The 22,177-nt window shown below is 64.3% G+C and carries 21 protein-coding genes; 16 read left to right on the forward strand and 5 right to left on the reverse strand.

All coding sequences use genetic code 11. The annotated features are described in order from the left end of the window. Window positions 1–178 precede the first annotated feature (178 nt). The 12 genes from BDOA9_RS29415 (at window position 179) to BDOA9_RS29470 (ending at window position 13,176) form a co-directional block, all read left to right on the forward strand. Window positions 179–1,228, forward strand: coding sequence for a nucleotidyltransferase family protein (locus BDOA9_RS29415; protein ID WP_025037529.1), 1,050 nt, complete (start codon window positions 179–181; stop codon window positions 1,226–1,228). Further along, window positions 1,225–2,133, forward strand: a complete 909-nt coding sequence (locus tag BDOA9_RS29420) for a Gfo/Idh/MocA family protein (RefSeq protein WP_025037530.1) — start codon at window positions 1,225–1,227, stop codon at window positions 2,131–2,133. Before BDOA9_RS29415 ends, BDOA9_RS29420 begins: the two co-directional genes overlap by 4 nt. Further along, window positions 2,130–2,831 carry an acylneuraminate cytidylyltransferase family protein gene (locus tag BDOA9_RS29425; protein WP_025037531.1) on the forward strand — a complete coding sequence of 234 codons (702 nt, stop codon included), beginning with the start codon at window positions 2,130–2,132 and terminating at the stop codon, window positions 2,829–2,831. Before BDOA9_RS29420 ends, BDOA9_RS29425 begins: the two co-directional genes overlap by 4 nt. Window positions 2,832–2,844: 13 nt before the next feature. Then, entirely contained in the window at window positions 2,845–3,666 is an 822-nt protein-coding gene (locus tag BDOA9_RS29430) for an SDR family oxidoreductase (protein ID WP_025037532.1), read from the forward strand. A gap of 10 nt (window positions 3,667–3,676) precedes the next feature. Next, on the forward strand, window positions 3,677–5,203 hold the full coding sequence (locus BDOA9_RS29435) for a hypothetical protein (RefSeq protein WP_025037533.1): 1,527 nt from the start codon (window positions 3,677–3,679) through the stop codon (window positions 5,201–5,203). Next, window positions 5,200–6,090, forward strand: coding sequence for an SAM-dependent methyltransferase (locus tag BDOA9_RS29440; RefSeq protein ID WP_025037534.1), 891 nt, complete (start codon window positions 5,200–5,202; stop codon window positions 6,088–6,090). The genes BDOA9_RS29435 and BDOA9_RS29440 overlap by 4 nt, the downstream gene beginning before the upstream one ends. Continuing rightward, window positions 6,087–7,019, forward strand: coding sequence for a hypothetical protein (locus tag BDOA9_RS29445; RefSeq protein ID WP_025037535.1), 933 nt, complete (start codon window positions 6,087–6,089; stop codon window positions 7,017–7,019). The genes BDOA9_RS29440 and BDOA9_RS29445 overlap by 4 nt, the downstream gene beginning before the upstream one ends. Window positions 7,020–7,044: 25 nt before the next feature. Next, window positions 7,045–8,433: a surface carbohydrate biosynthesis protein gene (locus BDOA9_RS29450; protein WP_042336803.1), complete on the forward strand. Its 1,389-nt coding sequence runs from the start codon at window positions 7,045–7,047 to the stop codon at window positions 8,431–8,433. Between the two features lie 4 nt (window positions 8,434–8,437). Continuing rightward, on the forward strand, window positions 8,438–9,841 hold the full coding sequence (locus tag BDOA9_RS29455) for a capsular polysaccharide export protein, LipB/KpsS family (protein WP_025037537.1): 1,404 nt from the start codon (window positions 8,438–8,440) through the stop codon (window positions 9,839–9,841). An 11-nt stretch (window positions 9,842–9,852) separates the two neighbouring features. Then, window positions 9,853–10,602 carry a glycosyltransferase family 2 protein gene (locus BDOA9_RS29460; protein WP_025037538.1) on the forward strand — a complete coding sequence of 250 codons (750 nt, stop codon included), beginning with the start codon at window positions 9,853–9,855 and terminating at the stop codon, window positions 10,600–10,602. A 104-nt stretch (window positions 10,603–10,706) separates the two neighbouring features. Then, the gene (locus BDOA9_RS29465) at window positions 10,707–12,185 is read left to right on the forward strand and encodes a DUF6056 family protein (RefSeq protein ID WP_025037539.1); all 1,479 of its coding nucleotides are present in this window, start codon (window positions 10,707–10,709) and stop codon (window positions 12,183–12,185) included. A 28-nt stretch (window positions 12,186–12,213) separates the two neighbouring features. Continuing rightward, the gene (locus tag BDOA9_RS29470; protein ID WP_025037540.1) at window positions 12,214–13,176 is read left to right on the forward strand and encodes a glycosyltransferase family 2 protein; all 963 of its coding nucleotides are present in this window, start codon (window positions 12,214–12,216) and stop codon (window positions 13,174–13,176) included. 13 nt (window positions 13,177–13,189) lie between these two features. On the opposite strand, the gene BDOA9_RS29475 is transcribed toward BDOA9_RS29470, so the two are convergent. Genes BDOA9_RS29475 through BDOA9_RS29485 form a run of 3 tightly spaced genes read right to left on the reverse strand, consistent with a single transcriptional unit; the run spans window position 13,190 to window position 15,823 of the window. Further along, the gene (locus tag BDOA9_RS29475; protein ID WP_025037541.1) at window positions 13,190–14,113 is read right to left on the reverse strand and encodes a transketolase family protein; all 924 of its coding nucleotides are present in this window, start codon (window positions 14,111–14,113) and stop codon (window positions 13,190–13,192) included. After that, window positions 14,110–14,928 carry a transketolase gene (locus BDOA9_RS29480; protein WP_025037542.1) on the reverse strand — a complete coding sequence of 273 codons (819 nt, stop codon included), beginning with the start codon at window positions 14,926–14,928 and terminating at the stop codon, window positions 14,110–14,112. The genes BDOA9_RS29475 and BDOA9_RS29480 overlap by 4 nt, the downstream gene beginning before the upstream one ends. After that, the gene (locus tag BDOA9_RS29485) at window positions 14,906–15,823 is read right to left on the reverse strand and encodes an NAD-dependent epimerase/dehydratase family protein (protein ID WP_025037543.1); all 918 of its coding nucleotides are present in this window, start codon (window positions 15,821–15,823) and stop codon (window positions 14,906–14,908) included. The genes BDOA9_RS29480 and BDOA9_RS29485 overlap by 23 nt, the downstream gene beginning before the upstream one ends. A 168-nt stretch (window positions 15,824–15,991) precedes the next feature. Here BDOA9_RS29485 and BDOA9_RS29490 point away from each other — a divergent pair, with 168 nt between their 5' ends. Further along, window positions 15,992–16,945, forward strand: coding sequence for a sulfotransferase family protein (locus tag BDOA9_RS29490; RefSeq protein ID WP_025037544.1), 954 nt, complete (start codon window positions 15,992–15,994; stop codon window positions 16,943–16,945). Continuing rightward, window positions 16,935–17,825 carry a phosphotransferase gene (locus tag BDOA9_RS29495; RefSeq protein WP_025038289.1) on the forward strand — a complete coding sequence of 297 codons (891 nt, stop codon included), beginning with the start codon at window positions 16,935–16,937 and terminating at the stop codon, window positions 17,823–17,825. Before BDOA9_RS29490 ends, BDOA9_RS29495 begins: the two co-directional genes overlap by 11 nt. 6 nt (window positions 17,826–17,831) lie before the next feature. Here the strand turns inward: BDOA9_RS29495 and rfbG are convergent, their stop codons facing one another. Together rfbG and rfbF are read right to left on the reverse strand one after the other, a co-directional pair. Beyond that, a complete protein-coding gene (rfbG, locus tag BDOA9_RS29500) occupies window positions 17,832–18,890 on the reverse strand; it encodes a CDP-glucose 4,6-dehydratase (protein WP_025037545.1) in 1,059 nt (352 codons plus the stop codon). Beyond that, entirely contained in the window at window positions 18,887–19,657 is a 771-nt protein-coding gene (gene rfbF / locus BDOA9_RS29505; RefSeq protein ID WP_025037546.1) for a glucose-1-phosphate cytidylyltransferase, read from the reverse strand. The genes rfbG and rfbF overlap by 4 nt, the downstream gene beginning before the upstream one ends. Before the next feature lie 210 nt (window positions 19,658–19,867). Between rfbF and BDOA9_RS29510 the strand changes: the two genes are divergently transcribed. Together BDOA9_RS29510 and BDOA9_RS29515 are read left to right on the forward strand one after the other, a co-directional pair. Next, window positions 19,868–20,830, forward strand: a complete 963-nt coding sequence (locus tag BDOA9_RS29510; protein ID WP_025037547.1) for a UDP-glucuronic acid decarboxylase family protein — start codon at window positions 19,868–19,870, stop codon at window positions 20,828–20,830. 39 nt (window positions 20,831–20,869) lie between these two features. Next, entirely contained in the window at window positions 20,870–22,174 is a 1,305-nt protein-coding gene (locus BDOA9_RS29515) for a hypothetical protein (protein ID WP_025037548.1), read from the forward strand. Window positions 22,175–22,177: the final 3 nt, after the last annotated feature.

Genomic DNA, 22,177 nt, shown 5'->3' on the forward strand with positions numbered 1-22,177 from the left:
CCGATCTTAGCGGCAGGGCCGGGGCGCTTCAAACCGACCGATTGCGCCTGAAAACGCGTGAATTAACAAGCACAAGCCCGGGTCCCCTGACGGGGTTGACGCCGCCTGCCGCAGCCGCGATATAGCAGGCTCAGCCGTGGGCCGCCCCCAATCCTGGCGCATACGAGGCAGAATTGCCATGAAATCCTGGCGCAAGGCCATCGTCGGTACCCAGGCAAGTGTGGGCGAGGCCATTGCCGCGATCGAGAGCGGAAGCATCCAGATTGCGCTGGTGCTCGACGACCAGAACCGGCTGCTCGGCGTGGTCACCGACGGCGACGTCAGACGCGGACTGCTGCGCGGCGTCGCCCTCACCGGGCTTGCGACCGACATCATGAACCGGACGCCGGTGTCGGCGCCTGCGACGTTGCCCCGCGAGGACCGCCTGCATCTGATGCGGCAGAGGTCGATCAAGCAGCTCCCGCTCGTCGACGAGGGCGGCCATCTCGTCGTGGTCGAGACGCTCGATGAGCTGCTCGAACCGCGCCAGTATCCGAATCCGGTGCTGATCATGGCCGGCGGCCTCGGCGAGCGCCTGGGCGCGCTGACGCGCGACGTGCCGAAGCCGATGCTCAATGTCGGCGGCCGGCCGCTGCTCGAGACGATCGTCCGCAACGTCGTGCAGCAGGGTTTTGGCAACATCTTCATCTCGGTGAACTACAAGGCCGAGACGATCAAGGACTACTTTGCCGATGGCGCCGCCTTCGGCGCCCACATCCAGTACGTGCACGAGACCGAACGCCTCGGGACCGCCGGTGCGCTCGGGCTGTTTGCGACGCCGCCGGATCTGCCGATGATCGTCACCAACGGCGACATTCTCACCACGATCAACTACGGAGCGCTTCTCGACTTCCACATCGGAACGCCGGCGGAAGCGACAATGGCGGTCCGCGAGCACAAGGTGCACGTCCCCTATGGGGTGGTGTCCACGACGGACGGATTTCTCCAGACCATTCGCGAGAAGCCGACCGAGAGCTGGTTCGTCAGCGCCGGCATTTATGTGGTCGGCAGGTCCGTCTTCCGCCATGTCACGCCGGGCCTCAGCATCGATATGCCGACCGTGCTCGAGCGCGTGATTGCCGACAAGGGACGCGTCGCGGTCTATCCGATTCGCGAATACTGGCTCGACATCGGTCGGCTGGAGGATTTCGAGCAGGCTCATGCGGAGTTTCACGAGGTCTTCCCGTGACCTCGACAAAAGCCGTCGTGGTTGGCCTCGGCTCGATCGGCACAAGGCATGCGCGTGTCCTGCGCGAGCTTGGCCTTCAGGTCGCAACGGTCAGCCGGCGCGACGGCGGCGACTACGGATCGATCGCGCAGGCCGTCGCGGCGGCGCATCCGGACTACGTGGTGATTGCCACCGAGACGGCGCGCCATGCGGACAATCTGCAAGAGCTGGCGCAAACCGGCTTCCAAGGTAAAGTCCTGGTCGAGAAGCCGCTGTTCGCGACGCCGGTCCCGCCCCCGAAATATCCGTTTGCCCAGGTCAGTGTCGGATACAATCTGCGCTTTCATCCGGTGATGACGGCCCTGGCCGAAAGGCTGCGGGGGCGCGACGTGATCACCGTCGCCGCTTATGTCGGCCAGGACATCAGGGAGTGGCGCCCCGGCCGCGATCATCGCACGACCGCGTCGGCCACGGTCGATGCCGGAGGCGGCGTGCTGCGGGATCTCAGCCACGAACTGGACTATCTGCTCTGGCTGTTCGGGCCGTGGCATCGCGTCGCGGCGCTCGGCGGCGCGTCCGGCGCGCGCGACATCGACGTCGACGACCATCTCGACCTGCTGCTCGACATGCAGCGAGCGCCATCGGTCCACGTCCACATGGACTATCTCGACCGGCAGGGCATCCGCCGCATCCGCATCAATGTCGATGAGGACACCATCGAGGCCGACCTCGTCGGCAGCCGCCTCACGGTCAACGGCAAGACAACGGAGATCCCCAGCGCGCGCGACCAGAGCTATCGCGACATGCATGTCGCGGCGATGCGTGGCGCGAGCCCGGCCTGCTCGCTGCCCGAGGCGCTCGGCGTCGTGCACCTGATCGACGCCAGCGAGCGGGCGCTGCGCAGCAAGACCTGGGTATCCCCATGAGTCTGCTCTGCACCATCTGCGCGCGAGGCGGCTCGAAGGGGGTCGTGGGCAAGAATGCGCGCGATCTCCTGGGCAAGCCGGTGCTTGCCTGGAGCATCGCACAGGCACGCGAGACGGGCCTGTTCGACACGATCGCCTTCAGCAGCGATTCGGATGCGCTGCTCGAGGCCGCCCTGAAGGCTGGCGCCGACATCGCGGTCAAGCGCCCCGACGAGATGGCGACCGACACCGCGCCGAAGCTGCCGGCGATCCGCCACTGTCTAGAGCAAGCCATCGCGCAAACCGGCAAGACGCCGGAGATCTTCGTCGATCTCGACGTCACCTCCCCGCTCCGCCTGGCCTCCGACATCACCGGCGCAGTCGCACTGCTGCGCGAGAGCGGCGCGCGCAACGTCATCACGGGGGCACCGGCCCGACGCTCGCCCTATTTCAACCTGGTCGAGCAGCGCAGCGACGGCAGCGTCGGCCTCTCCAAATCCGCCGATCCTCCGATCACGCGCCGGCAGGATGCACCGCGCTGCTTCGACATGAACGCGTCGATCTACGTCTGGCGTGTCGCGCCGTTCCTGGCGCGACCCGCGGTGTTCTACCCGGACACGCGCCTGTTCGAAATGCCGGAGGAACGCTCGATCGACATCGATTCCGATCTCGATCTTGCCCTGGTGGAACTGCTGCTGCGCCAACGACAGCCGGGCTGAGGAGCCTCAAGCGATGACCACGAGCTTCAAGGCTTTGTTCGATCTGACCGGCCGAACCGCCGTCGTCACCGGCGGGTGCGGTATCCTCGGACGCCGCTTCGCCGAAGGCCTTGCCGAGTTTGGTGCCAACGTCGCGATTGTCGATCTCGATCAGGCCGCGACCGATGCTGCGGCTGCCGACATCGCCGCGCGTCACCCCGTCCGCGCCAAAGGCTATGGCTGCGACGTCACCGTACCGGGCTCCGTACGCAGCACTGCTGATGCGCTCGAGGCGGATCTCGGATCCGTTTCGATCCTGCTCAACAATGCCGCGAGCAAGACCCGCGATGTCGACGCCTTCTTCGCCCCCGTCGAGACGTTCTCGCAGGACACCTGGCGCGAGATCATGGCCGTCAATCTCGACGGCATGTTCAACGTCGCGCAGGTCTTCGGCGGCCGAATGGCCGAACGCGGCTACGGCGCCATCGTGCAGACCGCCTCGATCTACGGCCTGATGGCGCCCGACCAGCGCATCTACGAAGGCTCCGAATATCTCGGCCGGGCCATCAACACGCCCGCCGTCTACACCGCGTCCAAAGCCGGCGTCATCGGGCTGACGAAGCACCTTGCGACCTACTGGGCGGCCAAGGGCGTTCGGGTCAATACTCTCACCCCGGGCGGGGTCGAGAGCGGACAGAACGAAACCTTCAAGGCCCGCTATGGCGCCCGTATCCCTCTTGGCCGCATGGCTCGCGCGGACGAGATGGTGGGGACCATGCTGTTCCTGGTGTCGGATGCCGCGTCCTACGTGACCGGCCAGAACATCGCCGTCGATGGCGGCCTGAGCGCCTGGTAGCAGAAATTCGATGATCAAGCGCCTGATCCAGAACACGGTGATTTCGGCGTTTGCCTTCGGCGTGGCCGCCCTGCTGGGTCTCGCAGTCATTCCGCTGATCATCGGAACCTGGGGGGTGACCGAGTTCGGTCTCATCGTCATTTCTCGGCTTCTGCTTCCCAGCGGCATGATGGCGGTGCTGGACCTCGGTCTGTCCGAGGTCGCAACCCAGGTCGTCGCGCGCGCGCGCGAGCACCGTAACTGGACCCAGGCCAGCCGCCAGATCGCCTTCTTGGGTGCCGCCTCCATCGCTCTCGCCTTGATCCTCAGCGCCGCGATCTGGCTCGCGACGCCGCTGTTCGTGACGGTGATGAAGGTTGACGCCGCGCACCTGGAGGCGTTCGCCCGGATCATGCACTACACGGCCATCGCTAACCTGATCTTCGTTCCGGCGCTGGTGTGGGAAGGCATCGTCAAAGGGTTCGAGCGCTACAACCTGCTCCGCGCCGCCGAGGTCACGTCGACGGCGGCCTATGTCGGGTTGACATTCGCAGCATCGTGGGCGGCGGCAGGCTTCGAGGTGGTCGCCTACATCTATCTCGCCACCCTGGTGGCCCGCGCCGTCGTCATCGGAATTGCCGCCTTCGTCGCCCTGCGGCACAAGCACGTGCGATTGCTGCCATGGACCCCGGACATCCGGAAGGACATTCTGCATCGTTGCCTGCTGCTGCTGCAGGGCAAGCTGATGGGCGGCATTTCCGGACCGCTTCAACCGTTCCTGATCGGATTGCTGTTCGGGCCCAGGGCCGTCGGCACCTACGACGCGCTGGTACGATTGTCGCGGGTCTCCAAAGTCGTCGTCAGCCTCCTGACATCCGCTTTGCTTCCAGTTGCCAGCCGGCTCGACGAGCGCGGCAGCGCCGCGTCGTTCCAGCGACTCGGCGACCTCGGCCTCGTCATGATGCCGATGTTCGTCGTGCCGCCGCTTGCCAGCACCGCAATCCTTTCGCCCGAGATCATGGAGATCTGGATCGGCCCCCTTCTTGCGCCCTACGCGTTCTGGATGGGCCTAAGCTTCCTGGTTCCGATCTGCGCGCAATATGTGGCAATCGGCAGCTTGATCTTCCTGACGCGCCCCGAGGTGCAGGCCAAGCTCAACCGGCTGGTGGCGGTTCAGCTTCTGATCTGGGCGGCGGTCTCCGCCGCGACGCTGCATTTGTTCGCAGAACGCGCCCTGATACTTGGCCAGGTCGTCGGTAGTATCGCCGTGCTTCCCTTGCAGCTGAGGGAGTTGCGCAGTGCACTCGAGCTCGATCGCAATCAGTTCGCGAAGATGATCGGAACCCAGTTCGCAATCCTTCTCCTGGCAAGCTTTTTTCTAGCAACAATTGCAGGTTACATTCGGTTCGACAGCGTGCTAAAGCTCGCGCTCGGTTCCATGGTTTTCTGTCTGGTGACCTGGGTGCTCCAGTACTTTCTGGTCCTCGAGCGTCGGCACCGGACCGTATTTCCCGCAGTCGGACAACTGATGGGACTGACATCCAAAGCAGCTAAATGAACATCCACGCGACAGACACGAAGGCGGTGACCACAGGGTTCGCTCCGGCGTCATTGACGGACAAGGCCACGACTTATGCCATCGACGCGGCAAGGAGCATTGGCCGTCTCGCCATGCGCCGCGTGAAGCGCACGGCCGACGTCGTGGATTCCGAGTACAACCTGACGCATTGGCTGCGAATGCTGACCGAAAAGAGCTGGACGAAAGCCGCCAGCATCGATGAGTTCCTGATACCCAAGAATCCCACGCGGGCTCTCCGCAAGGTGGACAATCAGATCTGCAGGATCGCGGCCGACGACTATTATCGCTATCGTGCCCGAGCCCTTGGCGACCTGCTCGCGCGGCACGCGGGCGGCGCCACCGAGATCGTCGAGCTTGGCGCCGGCTGTGGCATCAACCTGCTTTCGCTCCACCTCAATCATCCCGACTGGAAGCTGCATGGGTTCGACATTGCACCGAACGGGATCGCCGCAGGCCGCGAGATCGCGGCGCATTATGGCTTGTCGGACCGGATTTCGCTCGAAAGGATCGACCTGACCGACGGCAACGACCCGAGTTATTCCGCCATCAGTGATCAGGTCGTCTTCACCTTTTTCTGCATCGAGCAGATTCCTTATGACGTGCGCAAGGTGGTGGACAACATCATTGCCGCCAGGCCGAAGCGCGTCATCAACATCGAGCCGACGACGGAACTGCTGAATCTCTTGAATCCGCGAGATATCGTCAGCTTCCTCTATATCCGTTCGGTCGACTACCAGACGCAGCTGTTCTCGACCCTCGACGAGTACGAGCAACGGGGCCGCGTCCGCGTCCTGGCGCGAGAACGGATGCCGTTCGCCCCGACGATCCACAATGATGGCTTTTTGTATTGCTGGGAGCCCACATGACAACCATCAACACGACGGCTGATCAGACTGCTCCGAAGAGAGCCAAGATCAGCCAGTTCCGCCGCCTGTTGTGGCACGTCAACCGCACCGACCTCGGATGGGCGGTGAAGGCGGCCCTGACCGCTCTGCAATTGCCCGCGCGCACCAAGCGCGTCGCGCTGCTGAAGCAGCTTCCCACGAAGCCCGAGTGGTCCGAGGCGAGCCGCAAGCTCGCCGAGGATGGTTATGTCGACGTGTCCGCGCTCGTAGATCGCAGCCTCGCGGAAGCCGTCGCCTCGTTCGCGGACGGCAAGGTGAAGCGCCTCAACGAGCTCGTCGGCCACCAAAAGGAACGGCACAAATCATTCTGGGTCAGCCTGCTGGACGAGGACCTCGTCAACGGGTCTTTTGCGACCGACCATCCTTTCGTGCGCTACGCGTTGCAACCGGCTGCGCTGCGCATCATAGGCGACTTCATGCACGACCTCCCGCAATTGTCGGACGTGGTGTTGACGTTGTCGCAACCGACCCCGAATCAGGCGCTGAGCTTCTCGCAATTGTGGCACCTCGATCACGACGACAAGCGGGTCTGCAAGCTCTTCATCTATCTGACCGATGTTCAAGACACCGCGGACGGTCCGTTCACCTTCATTCCGGCCGGGCCGTCGAAGTCGTTCCGCAACTCGCTGAAGAGTCATATGAGCGACGCCCAGGTGTTCGCCAAGACCGGTCCGAACGTGGTCAAGGAAATGATAGCGCCTCGTCTGTCTTCTTTCATCGTCAACACGGCGCGCTGCCTGCACATGGGAAGCCGGATCCAGTCGGAGCACAGCCGCCTGCTGTACACGGCAACCTACATTCAGCAACCGCGCATCTTTCCCGAACCTCCGCCGCGCTTCCGCGCGGTCGGTGCCCTGACGGAGCTCGAGCGCACCGTGATGCGGCTCTGACGCGGATCTGCCGGGAGCTCACATCTTGCGCATAGGCCTGGTGGTCGATCACCCCAAGCGTGACCTGCCTGGGGCAGTCATGCTCGCTTATCAACTCGCGCGGCGTGGCGTCTCGGTCGTGCTCGTGCCGATGTACGAGCAGGCCGTCGACGTGCCGCGGCTCGGGCTGGACGCACTGGTCGTCAACTACGCACGTGCCGTCAATCTCGACCTGATGCGCAGCTTCGCCAAGGCGGGCCTTGCGCTTTACGTGCTCGATACCGAGGGCGGCGTGCTTGCCGAGAAGGGCGGCAATTCGCCACCGGCAATGGCGGCGCACATCAAGGGCAGCGGCTACGCCGACATCCTGACGGGCTATTTCTTCTGGGGCAGCCGGCTGCGCGACGCCTTCCTCGCGACCGGGACCATGAAGCCGGAGCAACTTCACCTCACCGGATGCCCCCGCTTCGATTTTGCAGCGCCACGCTGGCGCACGCTGCTCGACGGCGAGCCGAGCGGCTATCTGCTCGTCAACGCCAACTTTCCACTGGTCAATTCACGCTTCACTGGCAAGCCTGGCGGCGAGCGCGAAGCAATGGTGCGGGCCGGCTGGGACGGCGCCTATGTCGACCGCTTCATCGCGGACCTGAAGCAGGTCTTCGCCAACTATCTCGCCGAGATCGACCGGCTTGCCGCAGCGTGCCCCGACCGCAACATTCTCGTGCGTCCGCATCCTTTCGAGAGCGAAGACGTCTATCGCAACGCGCTTTCGCGCCACGCCAACGTCCTGATCGACGGCACCGGCAGCGTGCTCGACCGCATCCGCAATGCCGCCGCCGTCATTCATCTCAATTGCGGAACCGCCGTGGAATCGGTCCTGCTCGGCAAGCTCCCGCTCCAGCTCGAGTACCTGAACACGCCGATGACCGCCGGCCATGCCGCGCTGCCCGCACGCGTGAGCCGGCCGGTCGCCTCGTTCGACGAGTTGCTCAGCGCCATCGACCACATCGCGCGCGAGACCGAGGCCTTCGATTTCGCCCGCGTTCACGCCGCCGATATCGAGGCCTTCTTTCATCTGAACGACGGACAGGCCGCCGAACGCGTCGCCGACGTCCTGACGCGCGCGACGAACGCGCACCGGCCCTACGTATCGCTGCTTGCCACCATGAAGGGCACGCGCGACAAGCCGAGCATCGGCCAAATCATCAAGGGCGCCGCCAGCGCGGCGCTCGGCTCCGCCCTCACCGAGCGGCTGCGCAGCCGGTTCAATCCCGCCCGCCGCGACAAGCGGATCGCACTGTCCCTCGTCCAGCCCCTGCTTCAGCGCATCGCCGCGCACGATCAGGCGAGCCCGTCCCAATATACGGCAAAGCGCGCGCATTGCGCGATGACGGGCTTGCCGCTCGCGAGCATTGCGATCGAACACGCCCACTAGAGCCATGACAGCATCCGCAAAGACCATTCTCATCACCACGCTTGCCGAATACCAGACCCGGTTCTGGATTCCGGTTGCACAGCGCTTGCGCGCGGCAGGCCATGACGTTGAGCTGCTTGCCTTCGACGATCGCAGCGCCGAGATGTCGGCGGCCGAGGGCGTGCCGGTCACGAACATGTATCGCGAAGGCCTCAAGGCCGGCCCTCGGCCCGACGATCGCGCCGCGTTCGATACGCGCGTTGCCGCCTACGGCCTCGACGGAACCAACTTCCTGTTCAGCCATGAGCGCTTCACCTTCGGCATCCGCGATACTGCCGCCTTGCGGCGGCGCTTCATGATTTACGCCAACGCCATGGAGACACTGCTCGACCGGCTGGAGCGGCAAGGCAAGGAAGCCGAGCTGGTGCAGGAGCTCGGCGGCTTTCTCTCAGTGATCGCGAGCTTCTACGCCGCAAGGCGCCGCAACATCCGCAACTGGTTCATCGAGCCTTCGTTCTTTCGCGGCCGCATGTACTTCACGCCGGACAGCTTTGCCGCTCCCGATATGATGGCGGAGCCCGCGGAATCCGTGTCCCCCGAGGTACGCGCATATCTCGACGAGACGCTGACGAAGCGCGCGATCGTCATTCCCAAGAAGGACCAGCATCATTATTCGGCGGCATTCAAGAAGGTCGTCAATTTGCGCAACGCCAACCGCCTCGTCGAGAAGCTGTGGGACCAGTTCGCGCTCGGCAAGCACCAGGAGTTCGGGCACAATCTGCGTCATGCCCAGGTGCATGCCGCGATGGCGCTCAACGCGACGCGGCTGCGCAGGCTCTACCAGCCGCTCCCCGAAACGCCGTTCGTCTACTATCCGTTCCACGTTCCGGCAGACATGGCACTGACGCTGCGCTCGCCGGACTATCTCGACCAGGTCGCGACCGTCGACTTCCTGCTGCGCACGATCCCGGATTCGCATGTGCTGGTGGTGAAGGAGCATCCTGCCCAGATCGGGGCAATCTCGGCCGCCCGCCTGTTCGAGCTCGCGCGGCGGTTCGACAATTTCGTACTGTTGCCGCCGCAGACCAACAATTACACCGTGCTCGATCGCGCCGCTGCCGTCGTCTCCGTCAACAGCAAGTCGGGCGCCGAAGCGCTGCTGCTCGGCAAGCCGGTGGTGGTGATGGGCGACGCATTCTACCGCTCCTGCCCGCTGGTCCATGCGGTCGATCGTCTGGCCGATGTACCCGCACGGTTGCGCGCGGCGCTCGCCGCCGGGCCGTTCGATCCGGCCAAGGGCGCGCCCTATTTCCAGTCGGCCTGGCGGCGTTCTTATCCGGGCGAGCTCTATGTCGGCGACACCAAGCTGCTCGACACGTTTGCCGCGTCTTTGCGTGCCGCAATCGCCGAGCCGGCCCGCGTGAACTGAACGGACCCGTCATGCCGCTCGTTTCGATCATCACACCGTCCTGGAACGTCGAAGGCCTGATCGAGGAGACGATCCGCTCGGTGCAGGGCCAGACATTCACCGATTGGGAGCTCTTGATCGCCGACGACTGTTCGACGGACAAGACCCCGCAGATCATCGCCGACATCGGCGAGCGCGACCCGCGCGTCAAGCTGATCCGGCAGGCGAAGAACGGCGGGCCGGCGCTGGCGCGTCAGGCCGCGATCGACCAGGCGAAGGGCCGCTATCTCGCCTTCCTCGACAGCGACGATCTGTGGCTGCCCGAGAAGCTGGAGCGGCAGCTTGCCTTTGCGAAGGCAAAGCCGGCCGCGCTCAGCTACACCGCCTTCCGACGCATCAACGAGACCAACACGGTGACCGGACGGCTGATCGAGGTGCCGGCCTCGCTCACCTATGGGCAGCTCCTGAAGAACACCGCGATCGCGACACTGACCGCGATGGTGGATCGCGAGATCGCAGGTCCCGTCGCGATGAAGAACGAGGGCTACGACGATTTCTGCCTGTGGCTGTCGATCCTCAAGCGCGGCCATACTGCATATGGCCTCAACGAGGATCTGGCGCGCTACCGCGTCCGGGGGTCCTCGGTATCGAGCCGGCCGATGCGCTCGGCCAAATGGGTCTGGCAGATCTACCGCAATGTCGAGCAGCTCTCGCCGATCAGATCGGCCTGGTGCTTCGCCCATTGGGGGGCGCGGGCCTGGCTGAAGCGGCGTGAATTCTAGCAACAGTCGCCGGCGCGCCGCGCAAGCGCCCCGGAGCGGTCGAAATGAACATTGCGACACCGGCCAGTTGTCTCTAGTCTGGCCGGGATCGGAGAGGGCTTTGCGTGCACAATCAAGGTGTTATTCCACTGGCAACGCATCCCGTCAGCGATCGCCGGACCTGGATCGGCTGGACCCTCTGCAGCCTGTTTCCTGCAATTTTTCTGCTGTCTCTGTTTGCGCTCACGGCGCTCAGCGCGCCCGAACATGACGACTTCTGCTTCGCCGATCTGTACGCCCGTCACGGTTTCATCGACACCGTATTGCGCTTCTATCATTCGCAATCGGGCCGCGTCCTGGCCCTGTGGCTGACCCAGCTGCCGCCGGCGATCTCTGCCGCGGCGGGCGTCGACCTCCTGTCGGCCTATTCCGCCACCATGGCTGTAAGCGCGGCGCTGTTCTTGGCAGCCACGGCGCTGGCCATGGCCCGTAGCTGGCCGCACGGCAGCGCTTTTCAATTGACCTTTCTCATACTCGCGTTCGCGGGTGCCGTGCTCGGCGCAGCTCCGAGCGTCCGGGATTTGCTCTATTGGCTGTCGGCGGTGACCTGCTACGTCCCGCCCGCCTTGGCCACCATCCTGATCCTGGGGGAGTGCGTCCGGGCGCTTGAACGGCAAGCCAGCTTTTCGTGGGTGCTAAGCCTCGCGATGTCCCTCGGCGGGTTCGCCGCTGCGCTGTGCAACGAATTCACTGGCGTCTGGCTCCTGCTGATCATATCGGCGTCGTTCGTGGCGCGCCATCTCTTCAGCCAACCGCGCCAGCTGATGCATCACGTCGCGATCGCGACAGCCATCACGATCGGGTGGATCATCGTCGTCTCCGCCGGCGGCAACGGCACGCGCATGGGACAACTTCCGAACGGCGGACATGTCGCGCTATCGATCTTTCAGGCTCTGCTCGATTCGCTCGCCGGCCTCGGCCGCTTTGTTCGAGAGCCCGCCGTTATCGGCTGGCTGGCCGCTGTTGGCCTCGTTGCATTGGCAGAACCTGACCCGACACCCCAAGCGGCGCAGGAGCACAAGCGGCTCGCTCTCGGCACGATCGCAATCTGCCTGGCGTGCGGCTATTTCGAGTATTTCGCCCATCGCTATGCGACCGGCATGAGGCTCGTTGAAAGGGCGCAGAACCAGGCCCTGATCCTGCTACTGTTCGGATCGACGCTGGCGGCCAGGCTGCTCGTCGGCGCCTACCGCCCGCAATTGCGGGAACGGCTTGCGGCGGGCGCGTTTCGTGGCCTGCTCGGTCCGGTGAGGCTACCTGTGAGCTTGGCGCTACTCATGATCGGCTCGCTCGGCCTGAGCTCGACGGGGTTTCAGCTGCGCTCGCAACGACAGGACCTGTATCCCTATTGGCGGGAGAGCACTGCGCGACACGCCTTCCTGACAACCAGCCCCGAGCCGGTTGTCGTGATTCCACGGCACAAATCGACGCCGTCCTTGCTGATGACCGCCGACGTGACGGCCAACGCCGACAGATTGCCTAACGATTGCATCGCCAGATATTACCACAAGTCCGCTGTCTATGCTGCCGATACGCCGCGCTGACCACTTGCCCTGCTCCAGAGATGCGAACGTGAAAACAATCAGCGTCATCACTCCCTGCTACAATGAAGAGCTCAACGTCCGGGATTGTTATGAGGCGATCCGGAAGATCTTCGATAGCGAGCTGCAAGGGTACCGGCGCGAGCACATCTTCTGCGACAACGCCTCCGACGACCGCACCGTGGAAATCCTGCGCGAGATCGCTGCACAGGATCCTGCGGTGAAGATCATCGTCAACGCACGCAATTTCGGGCCGCTGCGCAACACCTATAACGGCGTGATGGCCTCGCGGGGGGATGCGGTTCTTTTGTTCATGCCGGCGGATCTTCAGGATCCGCCCGAATTGCTCCCCGAGTTCGTCAAACTGTGGGAGGCCGGGTACGAGATCGTCTACGGCATCCGCGCCGTGCGTGAGGAAGGGCGGCTGATGAGCGGCATCCGCAACGCCTATTACCGCCTGCTGACCCGCTTCTCCGAGGTGAACGTCCCTCCCGGCGTCGGCGACTTCCAGCTCGTCGACCGGCGCGTGGTCGAGGCCATGCGTCACGTCCGCGACACCTATCCGTTCATGCGGATGATGACGTTCGAATGCGGCGGCCGCGCCGTCGGCGTCCCCTACACCTGGCGCCAGCGCAAGAAGGGATTTTCCAAGAACCGCGCTAGCGCGCTGATCGACCAGGGACTGAACGGGCTGGTGTCCTTTACCACGGCACCCGTCCGCTTCGGGCTGTTCGCGGGCTTCCTGATCTCGGCCCTGAGCATCGGCTACGCCGTCGTCAATTTCGTCGTCGGCCTGATCCTGTACCGACAGCTCGCCGAGCCCGGCATCATCACGCTGATCGTCGCCATGTTCTTCTTCGGCGGCGTGCAGCTGTTCTTCATGGGCATGATCGGCGAATACGTTCTCGCAATCTACGGACAGGTGCGCGACAAGCCCGTGGTGTTCGAGCGCGAGCGCGTCAATTTCGATCCCTCTCCGCCATCCGGGTCCTGATCCGCAGGCTGCGTCAACGCTTCGCCAGCGATTGCTCGATCCGCGCGACGATCGCCGCGGCCGAGAGGCCCGCGGCATCAAGCAATGCCTCTCGCGAACCCGCGCTCGAGGTCTTGCCGCCCTGCTCGGGAATGCCGATGCCGACAATCGGCGGCCGCTGCGTATCGCCGGCAAATGCGGCCGCCACCAGGCTGAACAGGCCGCCGCGCAAGATATGCTCTTCGAGCGTCACGATGAGCGCAGCGTCACGTACGGCGTCCCGGATCGCGGCCTCGTCGAGCGGTTTCAGGCAGGAGACGCTGACCACACCGACGTCCTTGCCGCGTCCGGCGAGCTCGCCGGCGGCCTCCAGCGCGCGCGAGGCGATCGGTCCGGACGCGAGGATGACGATCTCTCGCCCTGGGCGCAGCAGGCGCGGCTTGCGCAGGTCGGTTACGGCAGCGCCGAGGTTCGGCTCCCCTGCCCGGCTGAGCCGCAAGTAGGAGGGCTTGCCGCTTGTCGCGATCAGACGCGTCGCGGCGCGCACCTCCATGGGATCGCAGGGCACGAACACTTCGATGCCTGGCAGCATCGACATGATGCCTGCATCCTCGAGCGCGTGGTGGGTGTAGCCCTGGCTGCCATAGGCGTAGCCGGCGCCGACCGCCACGACCTTGACGTCGGCGCCGTGATAGCAGACGTCGTTGCGCAGTTGCTCGAGACAGCGCAAGGTCGGGAAGTTGCCGATCGAATAGATGAAGACCGTCTTGCCCGACAGCGCGATGCCGGCGGCGATCCCCGCCATGTTCTGCTCGGCAACACCGACGTTGAGATAGCGATCGGGAAACTTCGCCGCGAACGGCTCCAGCACGGAGTAGCCGAGATCGCCGCAAAGCAGCCAGATGTCGGGATTTTCGCTTGCGGCCTGCGACAGGCTCTCGATGAAGGTCGTCCTCATGCGCCGACCTCGGCCAGCGCCCGGGCGAGCAGCTCATCCGAAGGCGAGCGGTAATGCCATTCGAGCTTGTTCTCCATGAAGCTCACGCCCTTGCCCTTCACGGTGTGAGCGATCACGACGGTAGGTCGGCCGGATGCCGCCGGCGCAGCACCGAGGACACGCTCGAGCGCGGCGAGGTCGTGACCGTCGATCTCCTCGACCTGCCAACCGAACGCCTTCCATTTCTCGGCGAACGGATCGAGGTTGAGCACTTCGGCAACCGAGCCAAAGCTCTGGATCTTGTTGAAGTCGACGACGACACAGAGATTGTCGAGCTTGTGATGGGGCGCAAACAGGATGCCCTCCCAGTTCGAGCCCTCGTCGCATTCGCCGTCGCTGAGCAGGCAGAACACGCGGCTGCCGGCTCCTGTGGAGCGCGCCGCGAGCGCCATCCCGATTGCGATCGGCAGGCCATGGCCGAGCGAGCCGGTCGAAACCTCGACGCCGGGGACGGCATGGCTGACGTGTCCAGTGAAGATCGAACCGTCACGGCAATAAGTGTCGAGCTCGGCCAGGGAGAAGAAGCCGCATTCGGCGAGCGTTGCGTACATGATCGCCGTGGCGTGGCCCTTGCTGAGCACGAAGCGATCGCGGCTTGGGCTTTGCGGCTCGGCAGGATCGATGCGCAGGATCCGAGTATAGAGCACTGCCAGGATGTCCGCCATCGAGAGGCAGCCGCCGATGTGCGAAGCCTTCGCGGCATGCACCATGCGCAAGGCGTGCGCACGGATCCGTCGCGCGAATTCTTTCGGCTCAGGAAGATTTGGTCGCGTCATGCCAGTCTACCGTCTCGCGTAGTCCCTCATCCAGTGGCACTTCGGGGTTCCAGCCCAGGGCGAGCATGCGCGAAACGTCCGCAGCCAGGACCATAACCTGATCGGGCCGATAGGCCAACTCTCCGAAGCCGAGCGCAGCGCCGGGATCGATGAGATCGCGCAGCCGCGTCACGGTCTCGCGTAGCGGCGGCGCCTCCGCGCTGCCGACGTTGAGGATGCCGCTCGCCGCGTCATGCATGATCGCCAGGCGGAAAGCGCTCGCAGCATCACGCGCGTGCAAGAACCCCCAGCGTTGCTCGCAAGCCGTCAGAGCCATGTGCTGTCCGGAGCGCAAGTTCCGGATCATGCTCGGGATCAGCCAGTGGTCGGCGTCCTTCGGGCCGTAGGTCGAGAAGATCCTGAGCCAGGCTGCGCGCAGCCCGCGCTGCTCGCACAGGCGCACCGCCATCGATCCGGCCGCGAGTTTGGCCATGCCGTACAACGTCGTCGGCCGCGGCGCGTCATCCTCCCGGATAGCGCGGTCGTAGGGTCCATATTCCGCCTGCGAGCCGGCCCCCACGAAAATCCTGGCACCCGCCTCGGCTGCGAGTTCGGCAAGGCCCACCGTATCAGCCACATTGACGGCCTGAACCGGGCTGTTGCGCTCGCTACCTGCGACGCCGCGCCAGGCCATGTGCACGACAGCCTCCGGGGCGAAGGCGGTCAGCGCCCCGCGCAGCCCGTCCAGATGCTCCAAAGCGCCGGGAATCACGTGCAGACGGTCATGCACGTCCCTCAGGCGCCAGGCGGCACCTGCCGGCCGCAGCAGTACGGCGACCTCGTGCCCCCGCGCGACGAGGTCCGCAACGAGATAGGAGCCCAGAAAACCGCTCGCGCCGGTCACGAAAATACGCATGCGCCCCGGGTAGATCAGCGACCGGGGCCCGTCAATGCCGGGGAGCGGAAGGTTCACCGGGGGCCAGGAGCCGCGCTCCAGGCCCGTGAGACCGATCCGACTTGATTATCCGGCCCACGCAGCTAAACGGGGGCCAGGATTGAAGTTCGACGACACAGGGGTAGGTGCATGAGCGATTTCAGGCTGGCCATGGTTTCCGCGGGCTTCGAGCACGGCGGGAACGTCACCCATCGCCACTTCGACGGCCATCCCGACCTGCTCGTTTACCCCTTCGAGTCGCAGCTCGGAAACCGGAACTTCAACGACTTCCTGGCTTCGGTCGAGCGTGTCCAATACCGCTATCCCGAATTTCCGGAAGGGCTGACGGCGATCGAGCTCTACGAGCAGATGATCGACGAGGAGTTGAAGACCTTCCTGCGCAAGCGCAACGGCTCCAAGTTCCGCGATGCGGACTGCGTGATGGACGAGAAGAAGCGCGTCGCCGAGTTCGCCCGGATCGTCGGCCAGCCGCCAATCTTCCGCCGCAAGGTGATCGAGGCTTTCTTCCGGGCGACCTTCGCGGCCTGGGAGAACTATTACACCAAGCCGCGCCCGGGCATGGTCCACGTCGGTTATTCGCCCGCCATCGGCATCGACGCAGACCGCATGGTGCGCGATTTCCCCGACATCCGCATCCTGCACATCGTGCGCAATCCGTTCTCGGCCTATCGCGACACCAAGCGCCGCCCGTTCCCGCAGCCGCTGACGAAATACCTGATCACCTGGAACATCTATCACTCCACCGTCGAGATGTTCGCCAGGATGTATCCGAACAACGTACGCATCTTCCGCTACGAGGATCTCGTCGAGGACAGGCGCAAGTTCATGACCGAGGCCGCCGCCTTCATCGGCGTGCCTTTCGCCGACACCATGCTCTACCCGAGCTGGAACGGCCTCGAGATCAAGGACTCCATCGCGCCCTGGGGCACCGTGCTCAAGAGCACCAAGGACTACAACCGGGCCGTCATCGAGGAGCTCTCGGACGAGGAGCGCAAGCAGATCGCGCAGGGCACCGCGGCGCTCGCCCGTCATTTCGGCTACGACCGGATCGACTACTTGAGCCCGCTCTATCGTGCTGAGTAAGATCGCGTTCTTCGAAACCGACGACCGCCCCGACATTGCCGCCGATCGTGCGCGCCTGCTGCCCGCGCTCCGGGGGTATCTGCAATCCTTCGGCCACGACGTCACCGTCACGCCGGCGCCCGGCGGCACGCTCGGCGCCTGCTATGAAGCGGATGTCTCTGGCGAGAGGCGCTTTCTGAAGGCCCATCTCCCGGATGCGAGCGCGCGCGCCAGCCTCGCCAAGGAAGCCGACATCCTCCAGCAGCTCTACGGCAGCACGATCGTGCTCGACCGCTGCGAAGTCCCGCTCGAGGATGGGACGACGCGGCTCTGCCTGATGATGCCCCTGCTCGTACCGGTGCCCGCCCCGATTCCGCCCGCTGATGCCGCCGCGATGGCGGCTGCGTTTGCCGAGCGGCTCAAGGATTGGCGGCCGGATCACCTTGCCTCGTTCGAGCGATATCTTGCATCTGCTGAACAGGCCCTGAAAACGCTGTCGGACCGCGGTCTGCTGGAGCGGGCCAGCGCCGCCGAGGTGCGCCGACTGATCGTGCTGCTCGGAGATCGTCTTCCCCACCTGCCTGAAGCGCTTTGTCACGGCGATTTCGGTCCCAGGAACATCATGCTCCAGGGGACCACACCGCGCGCAATCGATTGGGAAGACGCGTTCCGCGGGATCGCCGGGTACGACTATCTCTACTGGCTTACGTTCATGGAGAACCGGCCGTACCTGCAAACGGCTGCCTTCGGCCGAACCGGCCTGTCGCACGACGTCGAGCGCGCCATCCTCGTGCTCGTCGTCCTGCTCAAATCCTATCTGGCGGTCTTGTCGGGCGCGCATCTGACGCACGCGGTGTCGGCCCAGGATCGCATCGCCGGGATCCTCGATCTGCCGCGCTGATCGGGCTCACATGCTGCCAGCGACCTGATCGAGCTGATCGAGCGAGAACTTGCGGAGGTCGCGCCCCTGGCGTAGCGCCTTGTACCAGTCGACGGTGAGACGAAGCCCCTCGGTCAGATCGAGCCGCGGCGTCCAGCCGAGCTCGCTCCTTGCCTTCGCGCAGTCCAGCCTGAGATAGGCGGCTTCGTGCGGATGCGGGCCGGCGTCTGCCGTCCACCGCGCGCCGTCACCCCACAGCGCGATCAGATGATCGACCACCGTCCCGACCGGCACCTCGCTTGCGGTATCTGGTCCGAAATTCCAACCGCCGACGAAACGTTCATCGCTCGCCAGCCGCTCGACCAGGGAGAGATAGCCGAGTACGGGATCGAGCGCGTGCTGCCAGGGCCGCACCGAATTGGGATTGCGGATGCGGAGCGCCTCGCCCGCCAGAAACGCCTGCATTGCATCGGGCACCAGGCGGTCGCGCGCCCAGTCGCCGCCACCGAACACGTTGCCGGCGCGCGCGGTCGCAACGCGCGCCGCGCCTCTCTCGTTGAAGAAGCTGTGACGGTAGGAATGCGTGACGAGCTCGGCGCAGGCCTTGCTGTTGCTGTAGGGATCGTCGCCGCCGAGCCGGTCGCCCTCGCCGAAGGCGGCACCCATGCCGTTATTCTCGTAACACTTGTCGCTGGTGACGTTCAGGATCACCTGCACCGATCGCAGATGCCGTGCCGCCTCCAGCACATGCACCGTGCCCATCACGTTGGTCGCAAAGGTCTCGACCGGCTCCTCGTAAGAGGGCCGCACCAGCGCTTGCGCCGCCATGTGGATGACGATGTCGGGCTCGGCCTCCGCCATCGCAGCGCGCAAGGTCGGGAGATCGCGAATATCGGCGAGGCGGTTCTTGATGTCTTCGGCGATGCGCGCCTTGACGAACAGCGCATACTGGTGTGTCGGCGGCAGCGCATAGCCGTAGACGTCAGCTCCGAGACGGCGCAGCAGCAGCGAGGCCCACGCGCCCTTGAAGCCGGTATGGCCGGTGAGAAAGACCTTTTTGCCGCGCCAGAATGCCGGATCCGTCACCAGATCCTCCACTTGGCGCGGTTACCCGCCCACTCACCCTCGAGAAAATTGCGATCGCGCAGCGAATCCATCGGATGCCAGAAGCCCGGATGCACATAGGCGCGCAGATCGTCGCCGCGCACGAGCTGCTCCATCGGCTCGCGCTCCCAAATCGTGCTGTCGCCTGCGATCAGCTCGCCGACCGACGGGGACAATAAAAAGAAACCGCCATTGATCCAGCCACCGTCGTCATTGGGCTTTTCCTCGAAATTGACGACCCGGTCGCCCTCGATCGCGATCGCGCCGAACCGCTTGGCCGGCCGCACCACCGAAACGGTGGCGCGCCGCCCGTGGGCCTTGTGGAACGCGATCTCGGCGGCCAGGTCGATATCGGCGACACCGTCGCCATAGGTCAATGCGAAGAAGGGCTCGTCCGCGACATAAGGCAACACCCGCTTCAGCCGGCCGCCGGTCTGGGTGTCCTCGCCGGTATCCACCAGCGTGACGCGCCATGGTTCGGCGGTTTCGCGATGCACGTCCATCCGGTTCTCGGCCAGATGAAACGTCACGTCGGACATGTGCAGGAAGTAATTCGCGAAATACTCCTTGATCATGTAGCCCTTGTAGCCAAGGCAGATCACGAAGTCGTTGAAGCCGTAGTGGCTGTAGATCTTCATGATGTGCCAAAGAATCGGGCGCCCGCCGATCTCCACCATCGGCTTCGGCCGGGTGCTGGTCTCCTCCGCGATTCGGGTGCCCAGGCCTCCCGCTAGAATTACGACTTTCATTCACCTGCTCCGAACGGGGCACGCCTCCCGCGCATTTCAGACGGCTTCTATACGAAGTGGCGCGAGCTGGAAAATCTTCGTCCGCGCAGCTGTCGAGCTATAGGTATTTTACTACCTTAGCGCAAAGCTATTGGCGATTCTGCCCATAGCCGATACCACTCTGCCGGCCGCATCCGGACGAGCCTCCCGACACTCCCGCTGGAACCGATCATGCCGTTTGAAAACTACAGGAACAGCCGCATCCTCGTGACCGGAGGCGCCGGGTTCATCGGATCGCATTTGTGCGAGCGGCTGCTGGATGCCGGCGCAGAGGTGGTGTCCGCGGACAATTATTTCACCGGCAGCCGGCGCAACATCGCCCATCTGATCGCAAATCCGCTGTTCGAGGCGGTCCGGCACGACGTCACCTTCCCGCTCTACATCGAGGTCGACGCGATCTTCAACCTCGCCTGTCCGGCCTCCCCGATCCACTACCAGCGCGATCCCGTGCAGACCACCAAGACCTCGGTGCACGGCGCCATCAACATGCTGGGGCTCGCCAAGCGGCTCAAGGCGCGCATCTTCCAGGCTTCGACCAGCGAGGTCTATGGCGACCCGCTGATCCATCCGCAGACCGAGGATTACTGGGGCAACGTCAACCCGATCGGCATCCGTTCCTGCTACGACGAGGGCAAGCGCTGCGCCGAGACGTTGTTCTTCGACTATTGGCGCCAGCACGGCCTGCCGATCAAGGTCGCGCGCATCTTCAACACCTACGGCCCGCGCATGCAGCCGAATGACGGTCGCGTGGTGTCGTCCTTCATCGTCCAGGCGCTGAAGGGCGAGCCGATCACCGTGTTTGGCGACGGCGGCCAGACCCGCTCGTTCTGTTATGTCGACGACCTCGTCGAGGCCATCATGCGGTTGATGGTGACTGCGGAAGACGTCACCGGCCCGATCAATCTCGGCAACAATTCCGAGTTCACCATCCGCGAGCTCGCCGAGAAGGTCATCGAGCTCACCGGCTCGCGCTCCAAGCTCGAGTTCAAGCCGCTGCCACAGGACGACCCGCGTCAGCGCCAGCCCGACCTCGCCAAGGCGAAGGCCATGCTGAACTGGGAGCCGAAGGTTGCGCTCGAAGACGGGCTGAAGGAGACGATCGCCTACTTCAAGCACTCGCTCGAAATCGCCTGATCCGCTCGCCCCCTTCAGCGTCCGCAGCAAGCTTCGGCAATGAGCGCACCGCCAGGTATCATCAGCGATGTCCGCGCCTACCTGGACTCGAGGGGCGGGCTGAGGACGCTGGTGCTGCTGCACAGCGCCGTCACATGCCTGTCGCTGATCGAGGTCGCGACCTTCCAGCTCTCCATCGACTTCAACCCGAGGCGCTTGTGGATCGCGGTCATCGTCGCGATTGGATTCTCCACCGTCTCGCTGCTGTTCGTCTCTGCCCGCTTCTGCTTCGGCTATTTCGTCGGATTCTACTTCTACACGATGATCCTGGGCTTCCTGTGGATCGACGTTTTCTCCGACTATGACTACCCGCGATTGCTTGCCGGCGTTTCCGCTGCCCTGGCGCTGGTGCTCTTCCTGATACCCATGTTGTATATCCGGACGCCGTTGCGGCAGTTCGCGCCCATGTCCAATGCCCGCTTCGAGCATCTGCTGACGCTCATCCTCCTGCTCTCCATCGCCACCATCGCCGTCGCCTCGACCTATAATTTCCGCCTGGTCTCGATCGCGAACATCTATGACTACCGCGACACGCTCGATTTTCCAGGAGCGCTGCGGTATCTCATCGGATGGGTTTCCAGCGCGCTGCTGCCGTTTGCCTTTGCCGGCTACTGGCTGCTCGGCCATCGCTGGCGCGCAGGACTGGTCCTGGTCCTGCTCCTGCTGTTCTATCCCATCACGCTGACGAAGTTCGCGTTCTTCACGCCGGCCTGGTTGATCGCGCTGGTCGTGCTGTCGCGGCTCTTGGAGGCGAGAGCATCGGTCATCGCCTCGATCTTCGTCCCGATGCTGCTCGGCCTGCTCGTGATCTGGGTGACGGAGGCAAGCCTGCGAAGCATTCCAGGCAGGTATTTCGACATCGTCAACATCAGGATGATGGCGACGGCATCGGGCGCGCTCCAGCTCTACAATGATTTCTTCGCCAATCACCCGCTGACCTGGTTCTGCCAGATCTCCGTTCTCAAGCCGCTGATGCATTGCCCTTACGCAGAGCCACTCGCGGTGGTGATGCAGAACACCTATGATTTCGGCAATGTGAATGCGTCGCTGTTTGCGACCGAGGGTATTGCGTCCGTCGGCCCCTGGCTTGCACCGCTGACCGCGCTTGCGGCAGGCTTCGTGCTTGCGCTCGGCAACCGCGCCTCCGCGGGGCTTCCGCCCCGCTTCGTCCTGATGTCATCGGGCATCCTGCCGCACATCCTGCTCAACGTGCCGCTCTCGGTCGCCATTCTCACCCATGGCACCGCCATCCTGTTCCTGCTCTGGTACGTGATGCCCCGCAGCCTGTTCGAACGCGAGCCGTGACAC

It is taken from the genome of Bradyrhizobium sp. DOA9, from assembly GCF_000617845.2.
In the GTDB taxonomy this organism is placed as follows: domain Bacteria; phylum Pseudomonadota; class Alphaproteobacteria; order Rhizobiales; family Xanthobacteraceae; genus Bradyrhizobium.